This is a genomic window from Mesorhizobium sp. P170090 (assembly GCF_057786115.1).
Genome location: NZ_JBYNWH010000001.1, coordinates 3,505,126 through 3,525,655, shown reverse-complemented (window position 1 = coordinate 3,525,655; position 20,530 = coordinate 3,505,126). Strand labels below are relative to the sequence as shown.

At 64.7% G+C, this 20,530-nt stretch carries 11 protein-coding genes; 2 read left to right on the top strand and 9 right to left on the bottom strand.

The genetic code is table 11. The annotated features are described in order from the left end of the window. Positions 1-11 precede the first annotated feature (11 nt). The 8 genes from AC3EML_RS16880 to hutI form a co-directional block, all read right to left on the bottom strand. Complete coding sequence (locus AC3EML_RS16880; RefSeq protein ID WP_023682911.1) at positions 12-764, bottom strand: heme ABC transporter permease; 753 nt, start codon at positions 762-764, stop codon at positions 12-14. Positions 765-937: 173 nt separating this feature from the next. Beyond that, on the bottom strand, positions 938-2,710 hold the full coding sequence (locus tag AC3EML_RS16875) for a glucan ABC transporter ATP-binding protein/ permease (RefSeq protein WP_023672897.1): 1,773 nt from the start codon (positions 2,708-2,710) through the stop codon (positions 938-940). Positions 2,711-3,053: 343 nt separating this feature from the next. After that, complete coding sequence (locus AC3EML_RS16870) at positions 3,054-11,633, bottom strand: glycoside hydrolase family 94 protein (protein WP_488505267.1); 8,580 nt, start codon at positions 11,631-11,633, stop codon at positions 3,054-3,056. A gap of 313 nt (positions 11,634-11,946) precedes the next feature. Continuing rightward, the gene (locus tag AC3EML_RS16865; protein ID WP_023715241.1) at positions 11,947-12,525 is read right to left on the bottom strand and encodes a HutD/Ves family protein; all 579 of its coding nucleotides are present in this window, start codon (positions 12,523-12,525) and stop codon (positions 11,947-11,949) included. A 12-nt stretch (positions 12,526-12,537) separates the two neighbouring features. Beyond that, the gene (hutU, locus tag AC3EML_RS16860; RefSeq protein ID WP_023672900.1) at positions 12,538-14,211 is read right to left on the bottom strand and encodes a urocanate hydratase; all 1,674 of its coding nucleotides are present in this window, start codon (positions 14,209-14,211) and stop codon (positions 12,538-12,540) included. Positions 14,212-14,236: 25 nt separating this feature from the next. Further along, entirely contained in the window at positions 14,237-15,049 is an 813-nt protein-coding gene (hutG, locus tag AC3EML_RS16855) for an N-formylglutamate deformylase (protein ID WP_352520905.1), read from the bottom strand. 1 nt (position 15,050) lies between these two features. After that, positions 15,051-16,589, bottom strand: a complete 1,539-nt coding sequence (gene hutH, locus AC3EML_RS16850; protein ID WP_352520906.1) for a histidine ammonia-lyase — start codon at positions 16,587-16,589, stop codon at positions 15,051-15,053. Next, on the bottom strand, positions 16,586-17,821 hold the full coding sequence (gene hutI / locus AC3EML_RS16845) for an imidazolonepropionase (protein ID WP_023698024.1): 1,236 nt from the start codon (positions 17,819-17,821) through the stop codon (positions 16,586-16,588). Before hutI ends, hutH begins: the two co-directional genes overlap by 4 nt. Before the next feature lie 90 nt (positions 17,822-17,911). On the opposite strand from hutI, the gene AC3EML_RS16840 reads away from it, so the two are divergent. Further along, entirely contained in the window at positions 17,912-19,264 is a 1,353-nt protein-coding gene (locus AC3EML_RS16840; RefSeq protein ID WP_352520907.1) for a formimidoylglutamate deiminase, read from the top strand. Beyond that, positions 19,261-19,998, top strand: a complete 738-nt coding sequence (hutC, locus tag AC3EML_RS16835) for a histidine utilization transcriptional repressor HutC (protein WP_023682918.1) — start codon at positions 19,261-19,263, stop codon at positions 19,996-19,998. Before AC3EML_RS16840 ends, hutC begins: the two co-directional genes overlap by 4 nt. A gap of 169 nt (positions 19,999-20,167) precedes the next feature. Here the strand turns inward: hutC and AC3EML_RS16830 are convergent, their stop codons facing one another. Beyond that, positions 20,168-20,512, bottom strand: coding sequence for a RidA family protein (locus AC3EML_RS16830; RefSeq protein ID WP_023682919.1), 345 nt, complete (start codon positions 20,510-20,512; stop codon positions 20,168-20,170). Between the last annotated feature and the right edge of the window lie 18 nt (positions 20,513-20,530).

Below are 20,530 nucleotides of genomic sequence, written 5' to 3'. Positions count from 1 at the left end.
TGAAAATCGCGCTAGTCGGCCTGCCGTGCCGCCACCCTGCGCATGGCGATCACCCGCCGGCGGCGGATTTCGGTGCGCATCGCCGTCAAATGCAGCGCGAAGAACAGCACGGTGAAGCCGAGCGCCATCACCAGCAGTGGCCATAGCAGGCTGGGATCGATCGTCGGTCCGCCGAGCCGGAACACCGAGGCCGGCTGGTGCAGCGTGTTCCACCAGTCGACCGAGAATTTGATGATCGGGATGTTGATGAAGCCGACGAGCGTGATGATGGCGGCGGCCCAGGCGGCGCGGCTGGCGTCATCGAGCGCACGCGTCAGCGCGATGATGCCGAGATACATCAGGAACAGGATGAAGACCGAGGTCAGGCGGGCGTCCCAGACCCACCAGGTGCCCCACATCGGCTTGCCCCAGATCGAGCCGGTGACCAGCGCAAGCGCGGTGAAGGTGGCGCCGATCGGGGCTGCCGACTTCAGCGCGACATCGGCCAAGGGATGGCGCCAGACCAGCGTGCCGAGCGCGGCGACGGCCATCACCGTGTAGCACATCATGGCGAGCCAGGCGAAAGGCACGTGGATATACATGATGCGCACCGTGATGCCCTGCTGGAAATCCTCAGGCGCGGCAAAGCTCATATAGAGACCGATGGCGAGCAGGATCGCGGCGATCGACGCCAGCCACGGCACCAGCCTATCGGCCAGCCCGACAAAGCGCGTGGGGTTGGCGAGGTCGGTCCAGCCGGCGAGGCGTGAGGAGGTATCGCTCATAAGGTCTAGATAGACCGGCGGCGCGTTCGGGGCAATCGAGGGAGTGTCGCAGTCTTATTTACCCTCCCCCTCGTGGGGAGGGTCGCTGCGAAGCAGCGGGGTGGGGGTGGTGGGGCACTACCCCCACCCGGACCCTACGGGTCCGACCTCCCCACAAGGGGGAGGTAAAAAAGCTACGCCGCTTCGATATTCACCGTGCGGCTGAGACGGCGGACTTCCTCGTCGTTGAGCAGGCCGCCGGCGCGCAGCAGGCTGGCGAAACGGCCATTGCGCAGCGACAGTTCGGCGAAGCCGCCCATCTCGACCACCTTGCCCTTGTCCATGAACACGACCAGGTCGGCGTCGCGGACGGTGGTCAGGCGGTGGGCGATGATGAAGGTGGTGCGGTTGCGCCTCAGTTCGTCGATGGCTTCCTTGACGCGGTCCTCGGTCTCGACATCGAGCGCGCTGGTCGCCTCGTCGAGCACCAGAATCGGTGCGTCCTTGAGCACGGCGCGGGCAATGGCGATGCGCTGACGCTCGCCGCCCGAAAGCTGGCCGCCGCGCTCGCCAACGACGGTGTCATAGCCGGCGCTCTTGGCAAGGATGAAATCCTGCGCGGCAGCCGCGTTGGCGGCGGCGTGAACCTCGTCATAAGTCGCCTCGGCACGACCGACGCGGATGTTGTCCTCGATCGAGCGGTTGAGCAGGCCGGCATCCTGGAAGACGGTGGCGATCGAATGACGCAGCGACTTTCGGGTCACCGTGCGGGTGTCGATGCCGTCGATCAGGATACGGCCATGAGACGGCGAGAAGACGCGCTGCAAGAGGTTGATCAGCGTCGTCTTGCCGGCGCCGGTCGGGCCGACGATGGCAACCGTCTGCCCGGCCTGGACCTCGAAGGAGACGTCGTCGACGCCCTGCCGCGAATTGGCAAACTCGAAGCCGACATTCTCGAAGCGGACATGGCCGGTGACGTTGGTGAGGTCGCGCAAGCCGTCCGGCTCGGCGGAGTCGGCGGCCGAATCCTCGAGGTGATAGAAGTCCTCGAGCTTGGCGCGGGCTTCGGAAATCTGGTTGGCGAAAGCCGACATCTGGTCGAGGCGGGCAATCAGCAGCGTGGCAAAGCCGGTGAAGGCGATGACGTCGCCGATCTTGAGCTGGCCATGGGTGACCAGATAGGCGCCGATCAAAAGCACAACCATCATCGAAATGGTCGACGACAGGCGGTGCAGCGCATTGGCCATCGCCCACCAGTCGAGCACCGGGTTCTGCGCGTCGAGCAGGTTCTTGACATAGCGGCGCAGCGTATCGGCCTCGTGGCCGAGACGGTTGTAGCTCTGCAGCACGGCGACATTGCTGACCGAGTCGGTCACATGCGCGAACACCTGATGGTAGTGGCGCTCGACCGCGGCCTGGCCCGCCTTGGTGCGCTTCATCACAAGCCGGCCGATGCCGACATAGAGAACGCCCAGCGCCATCAGCACCAGCGACATGCGAAGATCCATGCTTATAGCGGTCGGAATCAGCAGAGCCAGCGCAACAGCCGTCGACAGATGCTGGCGCATGAATTCAAGCCACAGGCTGAACAGCGTCTCGACGGCGCGCAGCAGCGTGTGCAGCGCGTTGGAGGTGCCGCGCTGGTGGTGCCAGGCGAGCGGCATGGTGATCACGCGCTCGAACGACTGGCACAGCACCTCGCTGCGACGCTTGTGGGCAAAACGGTCGGCGCCGCGCGCCACCAGCACGAAGGCGACGATGTTAAAGGCGCCGAGACCGGCCCACAGCGCGAGCGTCGAAAACACCGAACCCTTATCGGAGATGGCGTCGATCACCCGGCCGAACATGATCGGCTCGAGGATGGCGATAATGGCGAGCGCGACATTCGCACCGCAGATAAACGCAACGCGCTTCCTGTCGGCTGCGAGATAACCCAGCGCTCTCCAGTAGATTTGCAGAAGTGACACTTCAGCTACTCCGCCCAAAACATTATTGTGCACCGCACCATTTCTTGACACGTACCGGTTAACGGGTCGCAAAACAATGCCCGTCTACCTCTTCCGTTCCCATTCTGCGAACAAAAGATGACGACGTTGCGAAATCTGCCGTGATCACCTAACGGTTTGAGATAAAAGGTGAAATGTCAGTCTTGCGGCAAAATCATGGCAGCAGCTGGCGCTGCCACATTTTTAGTCACTGCACGCTTGGACCGCCGTTATCGGGAAGGCACGCCGTTCTGCGCCAGGAGCATGCCGAAGTAGAAAACGCGCGCCTCGAAAGGCGCGCGTCAATAACCTGAAGCCTTTGATTTTACGCGGGTATCTTGACGACCACCTCGGTCTTGTCGCCGGCTTTCGGCTGAAAACCGGAAGATTTTGTCTTGGTTCCATTGACTTCGAGCGAGATGGATTTGGCCTTTTTGTCGCGGATGACGCGAACCTTGATCTCCGACCCCAGCATTTTCAGCGTGGCAGAATAGCCGTCCCAATGGCTGGGCAGTTTCGGCCGGAACGTGATCTGCTTGCCCCGCCGCTCAATGCCCAGAATGCCTTCGACCGCAGCACGGTAGAGCCATCCCGCTGAGCCCGTATACCAGGTCCAGCCGCCGCGACCGCCCTTGTCCTCACCGGAATAGATGTCGGCGGCGACGACGTACGGCTCGACGCGATAATGCTCGGCCGATGCATCGTCGAGCGCATGGTTGACCGGGTTCAGCATCGAGAAGCAGCGATAGGCATCGTCGGTGCGGCCCATTTCGGCGAGCGCGATCACGAACCAGGTCGCCGCATGGGTGTACTGGCCGCCGTTCTCGCGCACGCCCGGCGGATAACTCTTGATGTAACCAGGGTCCTTTCTCGTGTTCTGGAAGGCCGGGGTAAACAGTTTGACGATCTTGAGCTTGTCGTCGACCAGCAGGTTCGTCGCCTGCTGCATCGCCGTGGTCGAGCGCGCGGGGTCGCCCTCGCCGGAGAGCACGCTCCACGACTGCGCGATGGAGTCGATCTTGCACTCGTCCGAATTGTGCGAGCCAAGCGGCGTGCCGTCATCGTAGCTGCCGCGGCGATACCACTGGCCGTCCCAGGCGGTGCTTTCCAGCGCCCGCTTCAGCACATCGGCGTGTTTTGTCCAGGCCTGCGCCCGCTTGGTGTCGCCCTGCCCCTTGGCCACGGTGGTAAAGTCGCCCAGCGTCTTCAAAAGGAACCAGCCGAGCCAGACACTCTCCCCCTTGCCGGCTTCGCCGACGCGGTTCATGCCGTCGTTCCAGTCGCCGCCGAGGATCAGCGGCAGCCCGGCCGGGCTGCTGCGCTTGACCGCAAGGTCGAGCGCGCGCGCGCAATGGTCGTAAAGCGAAGCGCTCGTCTTGGAGATTTCCGGCGTGAAGAAGGCGTCGTGCTCGCCCTCGCCCAACACCTGCCCGTCGATGAAAGGCAGCTGCTCCTTCAGGATCCCTGTATCGCCGGTCACCTCGATGTAGCGATTGGTGGCATGCGCCAGCCAGACCACATCGTCGGAGATCATAGTGCGCACGCCGGCGTCGGTGCGCGGCAACCACCAATGCTGGACGTCGCCTTCGGGGAACTGCCGGCGCGCCGCATTGAGGATCTGGTTGCGCGCCAGTTTCGGATCATGCGCAAGCAGGGCCAGCGTGTCCTGTAGCTGGTCGCGGAAGCCGAAGGCGCCGCTTGCCTGATAAAAGGCCGAGCGGGCGCGGATGCGGCAGGCCAGGCTCTGATAGGGCAGCCAGTGATTGACCATGGCGTCGAGCGCCTTGTCGGGCGTCTCGACCTGGATGGTGTCGAGGAAGCCGCGCCAGACGCGTTCATTGTCGGCCAGCCGCTGGTCGAAATCCTTGCCCGAATGAGTCTGCACCAACGCGCTCGCCTCGGCTGATGTGGCGGCGTCGCCAAGCAGCCAGACCAGCGTGACGTCGCCGCCGGCAGGGATATCGATTTCGCTGGCGACAGCTGCGCACGGATCGTCGCCGGCCTCGACGCGGCCCGACAGGCCGGCGCCGCTGACGACGGCGTGCGGGAAGGCGCTGGTGCCGTGCCTGCCGATGAACTCGCCGCGATCGGCTGTCACCGAATGCACCGGACCGGTGGCGGCCAGGAAGGCCACCCGGTCGCCGAAATCGAGACCGTAGGGGTTTTGCGCCAGAAGCGCGCCAGTCGCTGGATCCCTGGACGGGATGATGGTCGCAGCCGTGCTCGAGCGATGGCTGCCGAGGACCCATTCGGCATAGGCATAGACGCGCAGCCGCGCCGGCGCCGGGCCTGAGTTCTGGATGCGCAGCCGCGTGATCTTCACTGGATCGACGGGATCGACGACGTGCGTCAGATCCATCGACAGCGGGCCGCGTTTGGACCGGAAGGTCGAGAAGCCCTGGCCGTGCCATGTCTCATAGGTCATCAAGGGATCGCGGACCACGGCAGCCAGCGGCGAGAATGCCTTGCCGCTGGCCTGATCGTAGATGTAGATGCCCTCGCCCGGCCGGTTGGTGACCGGATCGTTCGACCATGGCGTCAGCTGGTAATCGCGGCTGTTGCGGCTCCAGGTGAAAGCAGCGCCTTCGGCCGAGACATGGAATCCGAACGAGGCGTTCGAGACGACGTTGATCCAGGGCTGCGGCGTCGAGCGCCGGCCTGCAAGGCGGGTGACATAGTGGCGGCCGTCGCCCTCGAAACCGCCAAAGCCGTTCCACTGGCTGAGGCCGCTGCCGTCGGCGCTGCTGTCGGACGCGGCATGGTATGCAGGCGCCGCCGGCACCGGCAGAGACGGCTCGCGCAGCGACGCGGGGGGCGCCGGCTGCAGGGCATCGCGTGCTTGCAAGGCTGCCGCCTCGGCGCGTTCGATCTGGTCGAAGATGGTGCCGTTGCGGGTGTGCAGAACCACGCGGGCAACCGCCAGCAGCGTCTTGTACGTCGCCTCGTCCATGAGGTCGCGGCGCACGGCGAAGATGTGCTGGCGCGGCCCGAGTTCCTTGCCGCGCAGGCGGCTGTTTTCGCACAGCGTCTCGACCGCGCGCTGCAGATCCTGGACATAGGACGATGCCTGCTCGTTGACGACCACGAAGTCGATCATCATGCCGCGGGCGCGCATATACTCCTGGAAGCGCAGCGCCTGGGCGACAATTTCGAGGTCGGCCACGTCGCCGATGCGGACCAGGAAGATCGGGAAATCGCCCGAAATGCTGGTCGGCCACAGGCTGGACTGCTTGCCCAGCCCCGAAGCGATAAATTCGCCGGGCAGGCGCAGGAACGGATCGGGATAGATCAGGAAGCGCGCCAGCTTCTGCACGTTGGCGGCGTCGGTCAGGCTGAGACCAAGATGGCGGGTCTGCACCTGCGAACGCGTCCAGGCAAGCATCGCCTGGCGGGCAAAACTTTCGGGATGGTCGAGCCTGGCGATGGCCTCGTCCAGTTCGGCGCGGTTGGCGCCGACGGCGGTCCAGAAGGTCAGCGATATCTTCTTGTTGGCCGGCACCCGCACCTGGCGGCGCAGGGCCGCTACCGGATCGAGGGTGAAGCCGTGGTGACCGCCAAGCTTGGCGCCGGGATCGAAGGCCGCCGCTTCCGCGATGGTACGGCCACGGCCGATGAAGGCACGGCGGTCGGTTTCGGCCTCGGCATCGCGCGCCGACCCGGACGGATCGGTGACGAAATGCACCATGGTGACGTCAGGCTCGTTCTTCTCGCGCTTGCGCCTGGTGGCAAAGATGGCGCCGTTGTTGGCAGCGATCTCGGTCTCGATAAACATTTTCGAGAACGCAGGATGGGCATTGTCGGAGGCTTCGTTGCCCAGCACCAGCTCGGCAAAGGAGGTCACCTCGATATGCCGGTCAGTGGCGCCGTCGTTGTAGAGCGTGACGCGCCGTCCCTCGCCATTGCCTTCCGAGATGACGATGCATTCGACCTCCGAACGCAGCGAGCCCACTGTTTTGACGAAGCTCGCCTTGTCGTCGGAAAACAGCGTCTGCACTCTCTCGCCGGTCGCCTGCTTCGGCTCCGCGGTGGCCGACCACCAGTCGCCGCTGCCGGCGTCGCGCAGGAAGATGTAGGAGCCGAGCCGGTCTTCGGTCGGGTCGGGCTGCCAACGGGTGACGGCGAGTTCGCCCCAGCGGCTGTAACCGGAACCGGTGGCCGAGACCATGACGGAGTAGCGGCCATTGGACATGACGCTGGTGGCGCGCAACGCCCTCAGCGGGTCGAGGACGATGCGCGAATCCGGGCTCTCGACCTCGGTCTCGTCCTTCGAGCGCTCGTCGGCTTCGGTCCTGACCGTGGCGGTCGGGATGTCGCGCGGCGCCCTCTCCTGCAGCAGGAGTTCGGCAGACTCGATCACCGGATCGCTGTGGAAGCGGTCGCGCAGCCGGCCCTCGAAGATGGCGTCGGCAACGGCGGCGATCGACATGCCGGAGTGATGCGCCATGTAGTTCAGGACAACAGCGTGGTCGGTGCCTTCCGGCACGCGCTGCGGCGTGAAGTCGACGGCGTCGTAAAAGCCATGCCGGCCGAGAGCGCCGATGGAGCGCAGCCTGGCCAGATTCTGGACGGATTCGCGCGGTGTGAACTGCGCCGCGAGGATCGTGGCGTAAGGGGCGATCACCGTGTTCTGGCCAAGGCCGCGCTTGAGGCCAAGTCCGGGCACGCCGAAATTGGTATACTGGTAGGTCAGTTCGCGGTCGCGGGCATTGTAGGCCGCTTCCGAAATGCCCCAGGGCACGTTCTTCGAACGCGCGTACTGGATCTGACGCTTGATGATCAGCTTGCTGGTCTGGTTGAGGATCGAGCCCTGCGGTTCCTTCATCACCAGTGGCGGCATCAGATACTCGAACATCGAGCCCGACCAGGACATCAGCGCACCCTGGAAGCCGATCTCGACGATCGGCCTTCCAAGCCGGAACCAATGCTCCGTCGGCAGGTCACCCTTGGCGATGGCGAACAGGCTGGTCAGCCGCGCCTCGGAGGCGAGCAGATCGTAGCAGCTCTCATCGAGCTGGTGCTCCTCGACCCGGTAGCCGATCGAGAGCAGTTTGCGCTCCTGACGCATCAGGAAAGAGAAATCCATCTCGAAGGCATAGCGGCGGCAGCGTTCGCGCAGCGCCAGCAGCTTGGCGCGCAAGGCTTCGACGGCGTTTTCGTCGCTGTGCGAGTCATGCACATGCGCCTCGCAGGTCGCTTCCAGCCGTGCCGCCCAGTCGGCGATAATGTCGCTGCGCTGCGATCCGGCCTCGGTGTGGATGGCGGTGGCGAGCTTGCGGATCTCGCCGGCAAGCACGGCCAGGTTAATGGTGCGGATCGAGGCCATCTCCGGCTGCGCCTTGATGGTCATGACGGCGCGCCGCATGCCATCGAGGCGATCGGCCAGACGCTGGCGCAACGGCCGCAGTTGCCGGCGGTCGTCAGGCAATTCCTCGAGGCTCTCGTCGAGGATACTCACCGTGTCGAGGACGCCTTCGAAATCGCCCTGCAGGTGAACGGACGGGGCTTCCGCCCATTCGGCGCAGGCAGCCGCCACCGCGACCAGATGTCCGGCGAGATTGCCGCTGTCGACGGCCGAGATGTAAAGCGGATAGAGCGGCTTGAGCGTCGTCGTGTCGTACCAGTTGAAGAGGTGGCCGCGGTTGCGCGGCATGCTCTCGATGGTCGTCATCGTGGCGTCGATGCGAGTGATGGCGTCGGAGAGCGCAATCCAGCCGAAATCGCGTGCCGACACCACCGACAGCAGGTAGACGCCGATATTGGTCGGCGACGTCCGCGGCGCTACAACCGGCGCCGGGCTTTCCTGGAAATTGTCGGGCGGCAGATTGTGGTGCTCGGCCGTGACGAAGGTTTCGAAATAATGCCAGGTGCGGCGCGCCACGGTGCGCAGCGCGTGGATGTCGGCCTGCGATATGCGCAGGCGGTCCTCGGTCTCGGCCGAGCGGCTGATCCAGCAGGCAACCGCCGGCGAACCGATCCAGAACAGAGCGAAGAAGAAGGCGACGAAGGCACCGGTGGAATCGGCCAGCACGGGGATAGCGAGACCGACGACGCCGATGATCACGGCGCCATACATCATGCTGTAATAGGAGCCGATATCGTTGTCGCCGCCCTTGTGCGCCTGCGACGCGGTGCGCCATTCCAGCAGGTTCTGGCGGCTGACGAACAGGCGGTAGAGCGTGCGCACGATGGCGTCGCCCATCATCCAGGCATTGTGCGCCATCAACAGCACTTTCAGCGCCACAAGGGCCGTGCCGAAGACGGTGTCGTGCGCCAGCGCGGAGAAATGGCCGCGCGGCGTCTGGTCGCCGCTCTTGGGCAGGATGGCGTTGACGACATCGAAGGTCGGCGCCATGAACAGCGACAGGATCAGCAGCGCCTGCCACTGCGCGGCCTGCGTGAAGGGCAGCAGCGTCCAGCCGGCGATCGCCGCCATCACCCAGAAGATCGGGGTCAGCGAGCGGCGCAGATTGTCGACCATCTTCCAGCGCGACAGCGCCGGCACGCCGGAACGCGGCGAGAAGATGAAGCGCAGCAGCTGCCAGTCGCCGCGCGCCCAGCGGTGGTGGCGCGAGGCGTCGACCGAGTAGCGGGTAGGATAGTCCTCGACCAGTTCGACGTCGGTGACAAGTGCTGCGCGCGCCAGCGCACCTTCGAGCAGATCGTGGCTGAGGACGGTGTTTTCCTCGATGCGGCCCTGCAGCGCCGCCTCGAAAGCGTCGACGTGATAAAGGCCCTTGCCGGTGAAGGAGCCGTCGCTGAAGACGTCCTGGTAGAGATCAGAGACGGCAAAGACGTAAGGATCGAGACCGCTGTTGGACGAGAAGACGCGCTGGAAGAAAGAAGCGTCGTCGCCGCTGGTGAGCGAGGCTGTGATGCGCGGCTGCAGAATGGTGTAGCCGGCGGTAACGACGCGCTTTGTCGCGTCGAAATGCGGGCGGTTGAGCGGATGGGCGAGCTTGCCGACCAGTGACGACACGGCGTCGCGCGTGGTGCGCGTGTCGGCGTCGAGCGTCATGACATAGACGACCTTTTCCGGCAGCGGCACGTCGAGCGGCAGGAAGGTGGTGTCGCTGTCGCCGCGCAAGAGAAGGTTCAGCTCATGCAGCTTGCCGCGCTTGCGCTCCCAGCCCATCCAGGCGCCCTGCGCCTGGTTGTAGAGCCGGCGGCGATGCAGGATATAGAAACGCGGCGCGCCTTCCGAGGGATAACGGGCATTGAGCCTGGCGATCTCGTCGCGCGCATATTGCAGGATCTCGATGTCGGCGGCGTCGATCTCGGTCTTGGAATCCGGCCAGTCGGACAGCAGCGCGAAATGGATTTCTTCGGCCGTGTTGGCGAGGTGATGCACCTCGATGTTGCGGATGTTTTCCTCGACATCATCGCGCGAGCCGATCAGCGACGGCACCACGACCAAGGTGCGTGATGCCGCTGGAATGCCGTGCTTGTAATCATAGCCGACGAGCCGCGTCGGCTTCAGGAACAGTGAAACAACGGTGTTGAAGAAGGCGAGCGCGCCTTCGCTGGCAGGCACCGCAAACAGCGCCAGCATCAGCGTGATGGATTCCACCGACAGGCCAAGATGGGCAAGCGCATTGCCGGAGACAACCAGCAGTAGCACCGTAAGCAGGAAGACCGGCACAACGATGCCGAGCCAGCCCGTGGCGGTGAAGGCGCGCTTGAAGGTCACATGGAAGGGCGGCCGGTAGCCGATCGCCTCTTCCAGATCCGGCCGGCGCGGGCCGACCAGGAAGAAGCCGACATCGGTATGCATGGCCGGATCGGCTGATGCATCCGGCACGCCGGAGGCATCGGTGACGCCGGGGACATGGCTGGCCAGCTCGATGGCCTTTTCGGCGACACGGAATTCGGACAGGTCGGAGCGGCGCGCCAGTTGCTCGATCGACGTGCGGTACTGGTCGCGCGAAAAGAAATCGAGCGCGGCGAAATCGGTGCGCTCGCGCAAGAGCGTGTCGATGCGGCTGACGCCCTCGAACCACACCGTCCAGTCGACGTCGTTGATGAGGCGCAGGCCGCGGATGATGTTGCCGGTGGTGACATTGCCGCTGGACAGCGTGCGATGCTCGGAAATGATGATTTCCTCGGCGTCGGAGCCGGTTTTCTCGAGCTCGACCTCCAGCCATTCCAGCGCCCTGCCGGCATTCTGCGAGCCGTCGCGCAGGCGGTAGAGCAACTGGGTGGCGAAGGTGGTGTCCTGCGCATGCGCGCCGTAGCCCGACAGGATCTTCCGGCGGTCTGCATTGTCGTCGGTCGCCAGCACGCGGTCGGCGACCTCGTTGGCGATATGGCGCATCTGCCTGGTGCGGTCGACGCGCACGGCGATGCGGCGCAGATTCTCGATCAAAACGAAGCGCAGCAGCGACGGCAGCGCCCACAATTCGCCGATCTTGAGCGGCTCGACCGACTGAAAACCCTCGACGATGGATTTGAACATGGTCGCCGAAACCGAACTGTCGGAATGGGCGACATAGCTCCAGGCCAGGGCCAGCGCGCGCGGCACCGCGGCGCGGTTGGCCACTTCCAGGGTCGGCAACTGCCGGTAGAAACGACGCGGCAGGTCGCGCTTCACCTGAAAAATGGTCTCCTCGACGAGATAATTGTTGTCGAGCAGCCATTGCGCGGCAGGCGTGATGGTTTCGCCCTTGGCCTGGGCGGCATTGGTCGAGCGGTAGACTTCGAGGATTTTCTTGGCGCTGTCGCGGATGCGGGCCTGGAAATCGAACTGCGTCAGGCCGAACAGGTCCTTGATGTCGCCCTTGGCGAGGCTTTCGCCCAGCGCGCGCAGCCGCTCTTCGGGCAGGAAATTGGAGCGTATCGGCTCTTCGGTGATGACCGGGAAGCCGGCGCTGGACTTTTCGATATGGGCAGGATTTGTCTGGATATTCATTGAAAATTCCGCATGGGGGACGCGATGCGGCGCCACCGCCACGGCAATGTCCCTAAAACCGATTCAAATGCAATTGGTTGCATGATTACACTGGCCGAAAGTTTTGCTTCTCACCACGCCAGAGGCGTTATCCCTTCGACATTTTAAGTGGGGCTTTCGACAACTTAAGGACGAGCACCCCTGCCCTCCCGTCCGCCTTGGAACGACGGAAGGATTCGGGCTTTTTCGTGATCCAGACAACAGCTTACGCCAGATTTCTCCGGCGTGCGATCATGTTTGGCAACAGGCGTTAATCGTTGTGCTGGCGGTGCGGCTAGCCCAGGCTGGCTATCCGGACGACGAACACGATCGTCGGCCGCACCGGTTCAAGCCGCAGTTTCGCGGCCTGCGGTCCGAGCAACAGCGTGTCGCGAGGTCCAAGGCGCGACGATGTCGCGCCGGTCACGCCGACCTCACCGTCGAACGGCAGGATCAGGGTCATAGCGCTGGTCGGCCGGGTATCGGTCGGAACCGAGATCACCAGGCGCTCGACCGTGTGCATGGCCCGCCCGCGGCGGGTCATGACGTTGAGGTCGGTGATCGGACCGGAGATCAGCGCCGCCGAGGTCGGCACATCGGCCGGGAAGGACAGCGGGGCGGAAGCCGCCGTCACTTCGGCCGGCGGCCGGCCAGCAATGTCGAGGACGATGCCCTCGCCTTCCAGCACGGCCAGCGTGCGGTCGACGCCGGCAAAGCCCGAGAACGGCCCGCTATCCTCGACTCGCGCCATCGAAACGCGCCAGTCGAAATCGTCCAGGCCGGCGCCGTCCGGCGAGACGGCGATCTCGGTGGTCGTGCCGCCGCCATTCTTCCACGGCATGACCCGGTAGTCGGCGGCCCGTAGGATGCGCATCATTTAAGCCAATCAGCCTAAAATACCGGGCAGATTGAGCTGGTGCTCCTTCGCGCACTCGATGGCGATGTCGTAGCCGGCATCGGCGTGGCGCATGACGCCTGTCGCCGGATCGTTCCACAACACGCGCTGCAGGCGCCTTGCGGCGTCCGGCGTGCCGTCGGCGACGATGACCATGCCGGCATGCTGCGAGAAGCCCATGCCGACGCCACCGCCATGATGCAGCGACACCCAGGTTGCGCCCGACGCGGTGTTGAGCAACGCATTGAGCAGCGGCCAGTCGGAGACGGCGTCGGACCCGTCCTTCATCGCTTCCGTCTCGCGGTTGGGCGAAGCCACCGAGCCGGAATCGAGGTGGTCGCGGCCGATGACGACGGGCGCCTTGAGTTCGCCCCTGGCCACCATCTCGTTGAAGGCGAGCCCCAGCCTGTGGCGGTCGCCGAGGCCGACCCAGCAGATGCGCGCCGGCAGGCCCTGAAAGGCGATGCGCTCACGTGCCATGTCCAGCCAGTTGTGCAGATGGGTGTTGCCGGGGGTGAGTTCGCGCACCTTGGCGTCCGTCTTGTAGATATCCTCGGGATCGCCCGAAAGAGCAGCCCAGCGGAACGGGCCGATGCCGCGGCAGAACAGCGGCCTTATATAGGCCGGCACGAAACCCGGGAAAGCAAAGGCGTTCTCGAAGCCTTCGTCCTTGGCGACCTGGCGGATGTTGTTGCCATAGTCGAGCGTCGGCACGCCGGCATTCCAGAACGCGACCATCGCCTCGACATGCTCGCGCATTGAGGCGCGGGCGGCCTTCTCGACAGCCTTGGGATCGGAGACGCGCTTCTCGCGCCACTCAGCCATCGTCCAGCCCTTGGGCAGATAGCCGTTAATCGGGTCATGCGCCGAGGTCTGGTCGGTGACCATGTCGGGGCGGATGCCCCGCTTGAACATTTCCGGCACGATGTCGGCCGCATTGCCGAGCAGGCCGACCGACTTCGCCTCGCCGGCCTTGGTCCAGCGCTCGATCATTTCCATCGCTTCGTCGAGCGTCTCGGCCTTCTCGTCGACATAGCGGGTGCGCAGCCGGAAATCGATCGAGTCCGGATTGCATTCGATGGCGAGGCAGCAGGCGCCGGCCATGACGGCGGCAAGCGGCTGGGCGCCGCCCATGCCGCCGAGGCCGCCGGTCAGGATCCATTTGCCCGTAAGGTTGCCATTGTAGTGCTGGCGGCCGGCCTCGACGAAGGTCTCGTAGGTGCCCTGCACGATGCCTTGCGTGCCGATATAGATCCAGGAGCCGGCCGTCATCTGGCCGTACATCATCAGGCCTTTTTTATCGAGCTCGTTGAATTTATCCCAGGTCGCCCAATGCGGCACGATGTTGGAGTTGGCGATCAGCACGCGCGGCGCATCGGTGTGCGTCCGGAAGACGCCGACCGGCTTGCCGGACTGGACCAGCAGCGTCTCGTCTTCATTGAGGGTCTTCAACGAGGCGACGATGCTGTCGAAATCGTTCCAGGTGCGCGCGGCCCGGCCGATGCCGCCATAGACAACGAGCTCATTGGGGTTTTCGGCGACATCGGGATCGAGGTTGTTCATCAGCATGCGCAGCGGCGCTTCGGTCGTCCAGTATTTGGCGTTGAGCTTGTCGCCGCGGGGCGCGCGCACTTCGCGGATGTTGTGGCGAGGATTGTTCATCATTGTCCCTTTGGAGTAAGGCGGCGTCTCAGCGCCCGGCCCAGTCAATGGCGGATTGGAGGATTTTCGTCAGTGTGGCGCGCATCGGCGCGGCGAACTCGGCATCATAAGGCACCGGCCAATTGTCCGGTTCGCCCTTGCCCTCGGGCTCGCGCAAATAGCCGCGATCGGCAAGTTCCATCTGCAGCGCATGGTAGCCGCCTTGCGGATTGCCGAAATAGCGGGTGATCCAGCCACCCTTGAAACGGCCGTTGATGACATTGCTTTCACCGCTCTCGGCCATGATCTGGCCAACCAGCGCCTGCAGCGTAGGATCCGCGGTCTGGCCGTCATTGGTGCCGAGATTGAACACCGGCAGCGTGCCGTAGAACAGGCGCGGCAGCACCGACCGGATCGAGTGGCAATCGTAAACGACGACCTTCTCATGCAGGCCGCGCAGCCTGACGGACTGAGCCGCCAGCATTTCATGGTAGGGCACGAAATACGCTATGCGACGCTGGTCTATCTCCGATGGCGTCGGTTCCGCGCCGGGCAGATACAGCGGATCGCCGTCGAAGGTCTCGGTCGGGCATAGCGTCGTTGTCGTCTGCCCGGGATAGAGCGAGGCGCCGGAAGGATCGCGGTTGACATCGATGACGGTGCGCGAGATCGACGTGTGCACGACAGTCGCGCCAAGGCCGGCGGCAAAATCGTAGAGATTGTCGATCCACCAGTCGCAATCGCGGCGGCCGAGCCAGGGCGAGACCAGCCGATTGTCGATGCCGGCGAGATCGATACCCGTGTGCGGGATGGACACCAACAGGGGTGCCGTGCCTTCCGTCACTGTCAGCCAGTCGGTCATGTCAGACTCCCGAGATCGAAGGCAATGTCACCGCGCTCGCAGCCTTGATGGCAGCGCCGCTGCGCACCATGGCGATGGCTTTTTCCATGTCAGGGTGGAAATGCCGGTCATTGTCGAGATGCGGCACCTCGGCGCGGACCAGCTTGCGAACCGCTTCCAGAGCTGCACTCGACGCCAGCGGCGCATGGAAATCGCAGCCTTGCGCGGCGGCCAGGAGTTCGATGCCGATGACGGCCGTGGCGTTTTCGATCATGCCGATCAGCCGGCGAGCGCCGTGTGCGGCCATCGAGACATGGTCTTCCTGGTTGGCCGAGGTCGGGATGGAATCGACACTTGCCGGATAGGCCTTCTGCTTGTTCTCAGAGACGAGCGCCGCCGCCGTCACCTGCGGGATCATGAAGCCGGAGTTCAGGCCGGGCTTCGGCGTCAGGAAGGCCGGCATGCCGGACAGCGCCGGGTCTACCAGCATGGCGATGCGGCGCTCCGACAGCGAGCCGATCTCGCAGACGGCGAGCGCGATCATGTCGGCGGCGAAAGCCACCGGCTCGGCGTGGAAATTGCCGCCTGACAGCGCAGTATCGTCCTCGGCGAAGATCAGCGGATTGTCGGTGACGCCATTGGCCTCGGTGCCGAGCGTATCGGCAGCCTGGCGCAGCACGCTGAGTGCAGCACCCATCACCTGCGGCTGGCATCGCAGGCAGTACGGATCCTGCACGCGCTCATCGCCGACGCGGTGCGATTCACGGATGGCGCTGCCGGACATCAGATTGCGCAGCGCTGCCGCCGTCTCGATCTGGCCCGGGTGTTTTCTGAGGAGATGGATGCGCGGATCGAAGGGTGCATCCGAGCCCTTGGCAGCGTCGGTCGACAGCGCCCCGGCGACCAGCGCCGACTGATACAGCACTTCGGCCTCGAACAGAGCGGCCAGCGCGTAGGCGGCGGAAAACTGCGTGCCGTTGAGCAGCGCCAGACCTTCCTTGGCGCCGAGCGTCACGGGCTCCAGGCCGTGCGAGACGAAAGCGACCTTGGCCGGGAAGCGGCCATGCGGTGTAAAGCATTCGCCGACGCCGATCATCACCGCCGTCATGTGCGACAGCGGCGCGAGATCTCCGGAGGCGCCGACCGAGCCCTGCGCCGGCACGACGGGGATGACGTCGTTGGCCAGCATCGCTTCCAGCAATTCGATGGTTTGCGGCCGCACGCCCGACGCGCCCTGCGCCAGGCTGGCGAGCTTCAGCGCCATCATCAACCGAACCACAGCGGCCGGCATCGGCTCGCCGACGCCGGCGGCATGCGACAAAACGATGTTGCGCTGCAAGGCCTCTAGATCCTCGGCCGGAATGCGGACGCTGGCCAGTTTGCCGAAGCCGGTATTGATACCATAGACCGGCTCGCCCTTGGCGACGATGCGGGCGACTGCCTCGGCGCTGGCCTTGATTTTTGGCCGGCAGGAGGCGTCGAGCTTCGGCACGGCGCCGCGATAGATAGCGCGCCAGTCGGCCAGCGTCGCATTGCCGGGCTTCAGGTTAAGTTCGGTCATTGTCCTCTCCAGATGCGGGCATGGAGCGCGTTGAAGCCCATGCGGTAGACGAGTTCGGCCGGACGCTCGACGTCCCAGATCGCCAGGTCGGCGGATTTTCCTGCCTCAAGGGTGCCGGTCTTGCCAAGCAGCCCAAGCGCGCGGGCAGCCTCGCGAGTGGTGCCGGCCAGGCACTCCTCGATGGTCATGCCGAAAAGCGTCGCGGCCATGTTCATTGTCAGAAGCAGCGAGGTCAGCGGCGACGTCCCGGGATTGTTGTCGGTGGCGACCGCCATCTTGACGCCGTGCTGGCGGAACAGGCCGACCGGCGGCTTCCTGGTTTCGCGGATGAAATAGTAGGCGCCGGGCAGGATGGTCGCCACGGTGCCGGCCTTGGCCATCGCTGCGGCGCCGGCCTCGTCGGTGTATTCGAGATGGTCGGCCGACAGCGCGCCATAGCGGGCGGCGAGTTCGGCGCCATGCAGGTTGGACAGCTGGTCGGCATGGAGTTTGACCGGCAGGCCAAGCGCCTTGGCCTTGTCGAAGACGCGGGCAATCTGTTCCGGCGAAAAGGCAATGCCCTCGCAAAAGCCGTCTACGGCGTCAGCCAGGCCCCCGGCGGCGATTGCGGGCAGGATCGTGTTGGCGACGAGATCGACAAAAGCGTCCTTGTCGCCTTTTGCTTCCGGCGGCAGCGCATGCGCGCCGAGGAAGGTGGTGCGGACCGTGACCGGGCGTTGCTTGTCCAGCTGCCGCGCGGCGCGAAGCGACTTCTGTTCATTTTCGAGATCGAGCCCGTAACCCGACTTTACCTCTACCGTGGTGACGCCCTCGGCCATCAGCGCATCGAGGCGTGGCAGCGTCTGCGCAACCAGTTCGTCTTCGCTCGCGGCACGCAGGGATTCGACCGAGGAGACGATGCCGCCGCCGGCACGGGCGACTTCTTCATAGGTGGCGCCGGCCAGCCGCATCTCGAACTCGTTGGCACGGTTGCCGGCATGGATGAGATGGGTGTGGCAGTCGATGAGACCGGGCGTGATCCAGCGGCCTTCGCAATCGGTAGTCTCGCCGCCCTGAGCCAACGCTGACGGCATGTCGGCTTCCGGACCGGCATAGACGATGAGACCGTCGCGGGCGGCAATCGCGCCCTTGTCGACAATGCCCAGTCCGGCGTCGCCTTCGGCCATGGTTGCCAGGCGCGCATTGCGCCAAAGGTGAAGGCCCCCTGCCCGGCTTTTGTTCTGTGCCGCCATCATCTTTTTCCGTTTGATTGGATGGCGATTATGTATATACATATTGAAAAGCACTGCAAGTGCAATTGTTCAGGGAATGCGGAGAAAAACGTGACGGCGATCTTTGCGGAACAGGCGCTGCTGCCCAATGGCTGGCACGACAAGGTGCGGATTTTGTTGAACGACGGTCGCATCACGGCAGTCGAAGCCGGCACGTCGATACAGGCTGACGACGAACGCCACGCCATTCTGGTGCCGGGCATGCCGAACCTGCACAGCCACGCCTTCCAGCGCGGCATGGCCGGGCTTGCCGAACTGCGCGGTCCCTCCGCCGACAGCTTCTGGAGCTGGCGCGAGGTGATGTACCGCTTCGCGCTGTCGATGACGCCGGACCAGGTCGAGGCGGTCGCCGCCCAGCTTTATGTCGAAATGCTGGAGGCCGGATTCTCGCGCGTCGGCGAATTTCATTATCTCCACCACGATCGCGACGGAAAACCCTATGCCAACCTTGCCGAGATGGCCGAACGTATTGCCGCGGCCGCCGGCGAAACCGGGATCGGCCTGACGCTGCTGCCGGTGTTTTATGCCCATTCCTCCTTCGGCGGCGCTGCGCCCAACGAAGGCCAGCGGCGATTCATCAACGATGTGAATCGGTTCGAACGCTTGCTTGAGAAAAGCCGCGAATCGGTTCGTGCGTTGAATCAGGCTGTCGTCGGCGTCGCCCCGCACAGCCTGCGCGCCGCGACGCCGGAGGAACTCAGCGCTGTTGCCGCCATTGCGCCGGACGGACCGATCCACATTCACGTCGCCGAGCAGGCGAAGGAGGTCGAGGATTGCCTGGCGTGGTCGGGTGCGCGACCGGTCGAATGGCTGCTCGCCAATGCCGGGATCGACAACCGTTGGTGCCTGATCCACGCCACCCACATGACCGAGGCTGAGACAACCGGCATGGCCAGAAGCGGCGCCATTGCCGGGCTTTGCCCGATCACCGAGGCCAATCTCGGCGACGGCACCTTTTCAGCACCTCTGTTCATCGAACATGGCGGCCGCTTCGGCGTCGGCTCGGATTCCAACGTGCTGATCGGCCTGCCGGATGAATTGCGCCAGCTCGAATATTCGCAGCGCCTCGCACACCGCGCCCGCAATGTGCTGGCGGTGGCCGGCGGCTCGACCGGGCGGGCTCTGTTCGACGCCGCCCTCGATGGCGGCAGCACCGCACTCGGCACCGGCCCGTCGCGGATCGCCGCCGGCGCCGCGGCTGATTTCGTCTCCCTCGACGAAAACCATCCTTCGCTGGCCGGAAAAAGTGGCGATGCGATCCTCGACGCCTGGATCTTTGCCAATGGCGGCAAGGTCGATTGCGTCTGGGTGCACGGAAAAAAACAAGTCAGCGGCGGCCGGCATGTAGCGCGTGAGACGATCGCCGAGCGCTTTCGTCAGGTGATGACAGCGCTTTCGGCATGAGCATTTCAGAGACAGCGGTGGTAGAAGGCGGCTCGCTGCACCAGCGCATCCTGTCCGACATCAGCGAGAAAATAATGTCCGGCGCCTGGGCGCCGGGCCACCGCATCCCGTTCGAGCACGAGCTGACGGCGCAGTATCATTGCTCGCGCATGACGGTGAACAAGGCGCTGTCGCAACTGGCCAAGGCCGGGCTGATCGAGCGCCGCCGCCGTTCGGGCAGTTTCGTGCGCCAGCCGCAATCGCAGGCCGCGGTGCTGGAAATCCACGACATCAGGATCGAGGTCGAGGCGCTTGGGCTGGCCTATCGCTACGAGCGCGTGGCGCGGCAGAAAAGGCGCAGCAGCGCCGAGGATCGCGCCTTGCTGGAATTGGGAGCGGCTGGACAGGTGCTGGCGCTGGAATGCCGGCATTTCGCCGGCAAGCGGCCGTTCGCGCACGAACAGCGGCTGATCAATCTCGCCGCCGTCGCGGAAGCCGCCGAGGAGGAGTTTCTCGACATCGCCCCCGGCCCTTGGCTGATCGGCCGCGTGCCATGGAGCGAGGCAGAGCACCGTATCCGCGCGGTGGCGGCCGACAGGCATATTGCCGAAGCGCTCGACATCGCAACCGGCGCGCCCTGCCTGGTGGTCGAGCGCCGGACCTGGAGCGCCGAGCACCCGGTGACGCAGGTGAGGTTCACTTATGCCGCGGAGAGCCACACGCTGGTGGCGAGGTTCAGGCCTTCGCAGGGGTGATTACCCTCCCCCTCGAGGGGAGGGTCGCGGAGCAAGTGCCGCAAGGCGGCACTGGTGACGCGGGGTGGGGTCGGTGCAGCCTCGCCGACCCCACCCCGTCTCGCAGTCTCCGCTTCGCTTCGACTACTCGCCGACCTTCCCCTCGAGGGGGAGGGTAAGGCGCCGTGCCTTAAATCGCCGCCGTAACAATAATCTCGACCACATATTCCGGCCCTGCAAGCTTGGCCTCGCCCGTGGCGCGGGCGGGCGTGTTGCCTTGCGGGACCCACTTGTCCCATTCCTTGTTCATCTCGGCGAAGGTGCCCATATCGGCCAGCCAGATGATCGCCTGCAGGATCTTGGTCTTGTCGGTGCCGGCCTTGGCCAGCAGTTCGTCGATAGATGCGAGGATCGACCTGGTCTGTTCGCCAACGCTGGCGCCGGGCGTTCCGACCTGGCCGGCGAGATAGACGGTGTTGCCGTGGATGACGATCTGGCTCATGCGCGGGCCAACATCGATGCGACGAATGCTCATGGGATGGTTCCTTCGTTT

Coding starts and splice junctions, on each gene's coding strand:
- AC3EML_RS16880 (WP_023682911.1), bottom strand. CDS start 764: ATGAGCGATACCTCCTCACGCCTCGCCGGCTGGACCGACCTCGCCAAC.
- AC3EML_RS16870 (WP_488505267.1), bottom strand. CDS start 11,633: ATGAATATCCAGACAAATCCTGCCCATATCGAAAAGTCCAGCGCCGGC.
- AC3EML_RS16865 (WP_023715241.1), bottom strand. CDS start 12,525: ATGCGCATCCTACGGGCCGCCGACTACCGGGTCATGCCGTGGAAGAAT.
- hutU (WP_023672900.1), bottom strand. CDS start 14,211: ATGATGAACAATCCTCGCCACAACATCCGCGAAGTGCGCGCGCCCCGC.
- hutG (WP_352520905.1), bottom strand. CDS start 15,049: ATGACCGACTGGCTGACAGTGACGGAAGGCACGGCACCCCTGTTGGTG.
- hutH (WP_352520906.1), bottom strand. CDS start 16,589: ATGACCGAACTTAACCTGAAGCCCGGCAATGCGACGCTGGCCGACTGG.
- hutI (WP_023698024.1), bottom strand. CDS start 17,821: ATGGCGGCACAGAACAAAAGCCGGGCAGGGGGCCTTCACCTTTGGCGC.
- hutC (WP_023682918.1), top strand. CDS start 19,261: ATGAGCATTTCAGAGACAGCGGTGGTAGAAGGCGGCTCGCTGCACCAG.
- AC3EML_RS16830 (WP_023682919.1), bottom strand. CDS start 20,512: ATGAGCATTCGTCGCATCGATGTTGGCCCGCGCATGAGCCAGATCGTC.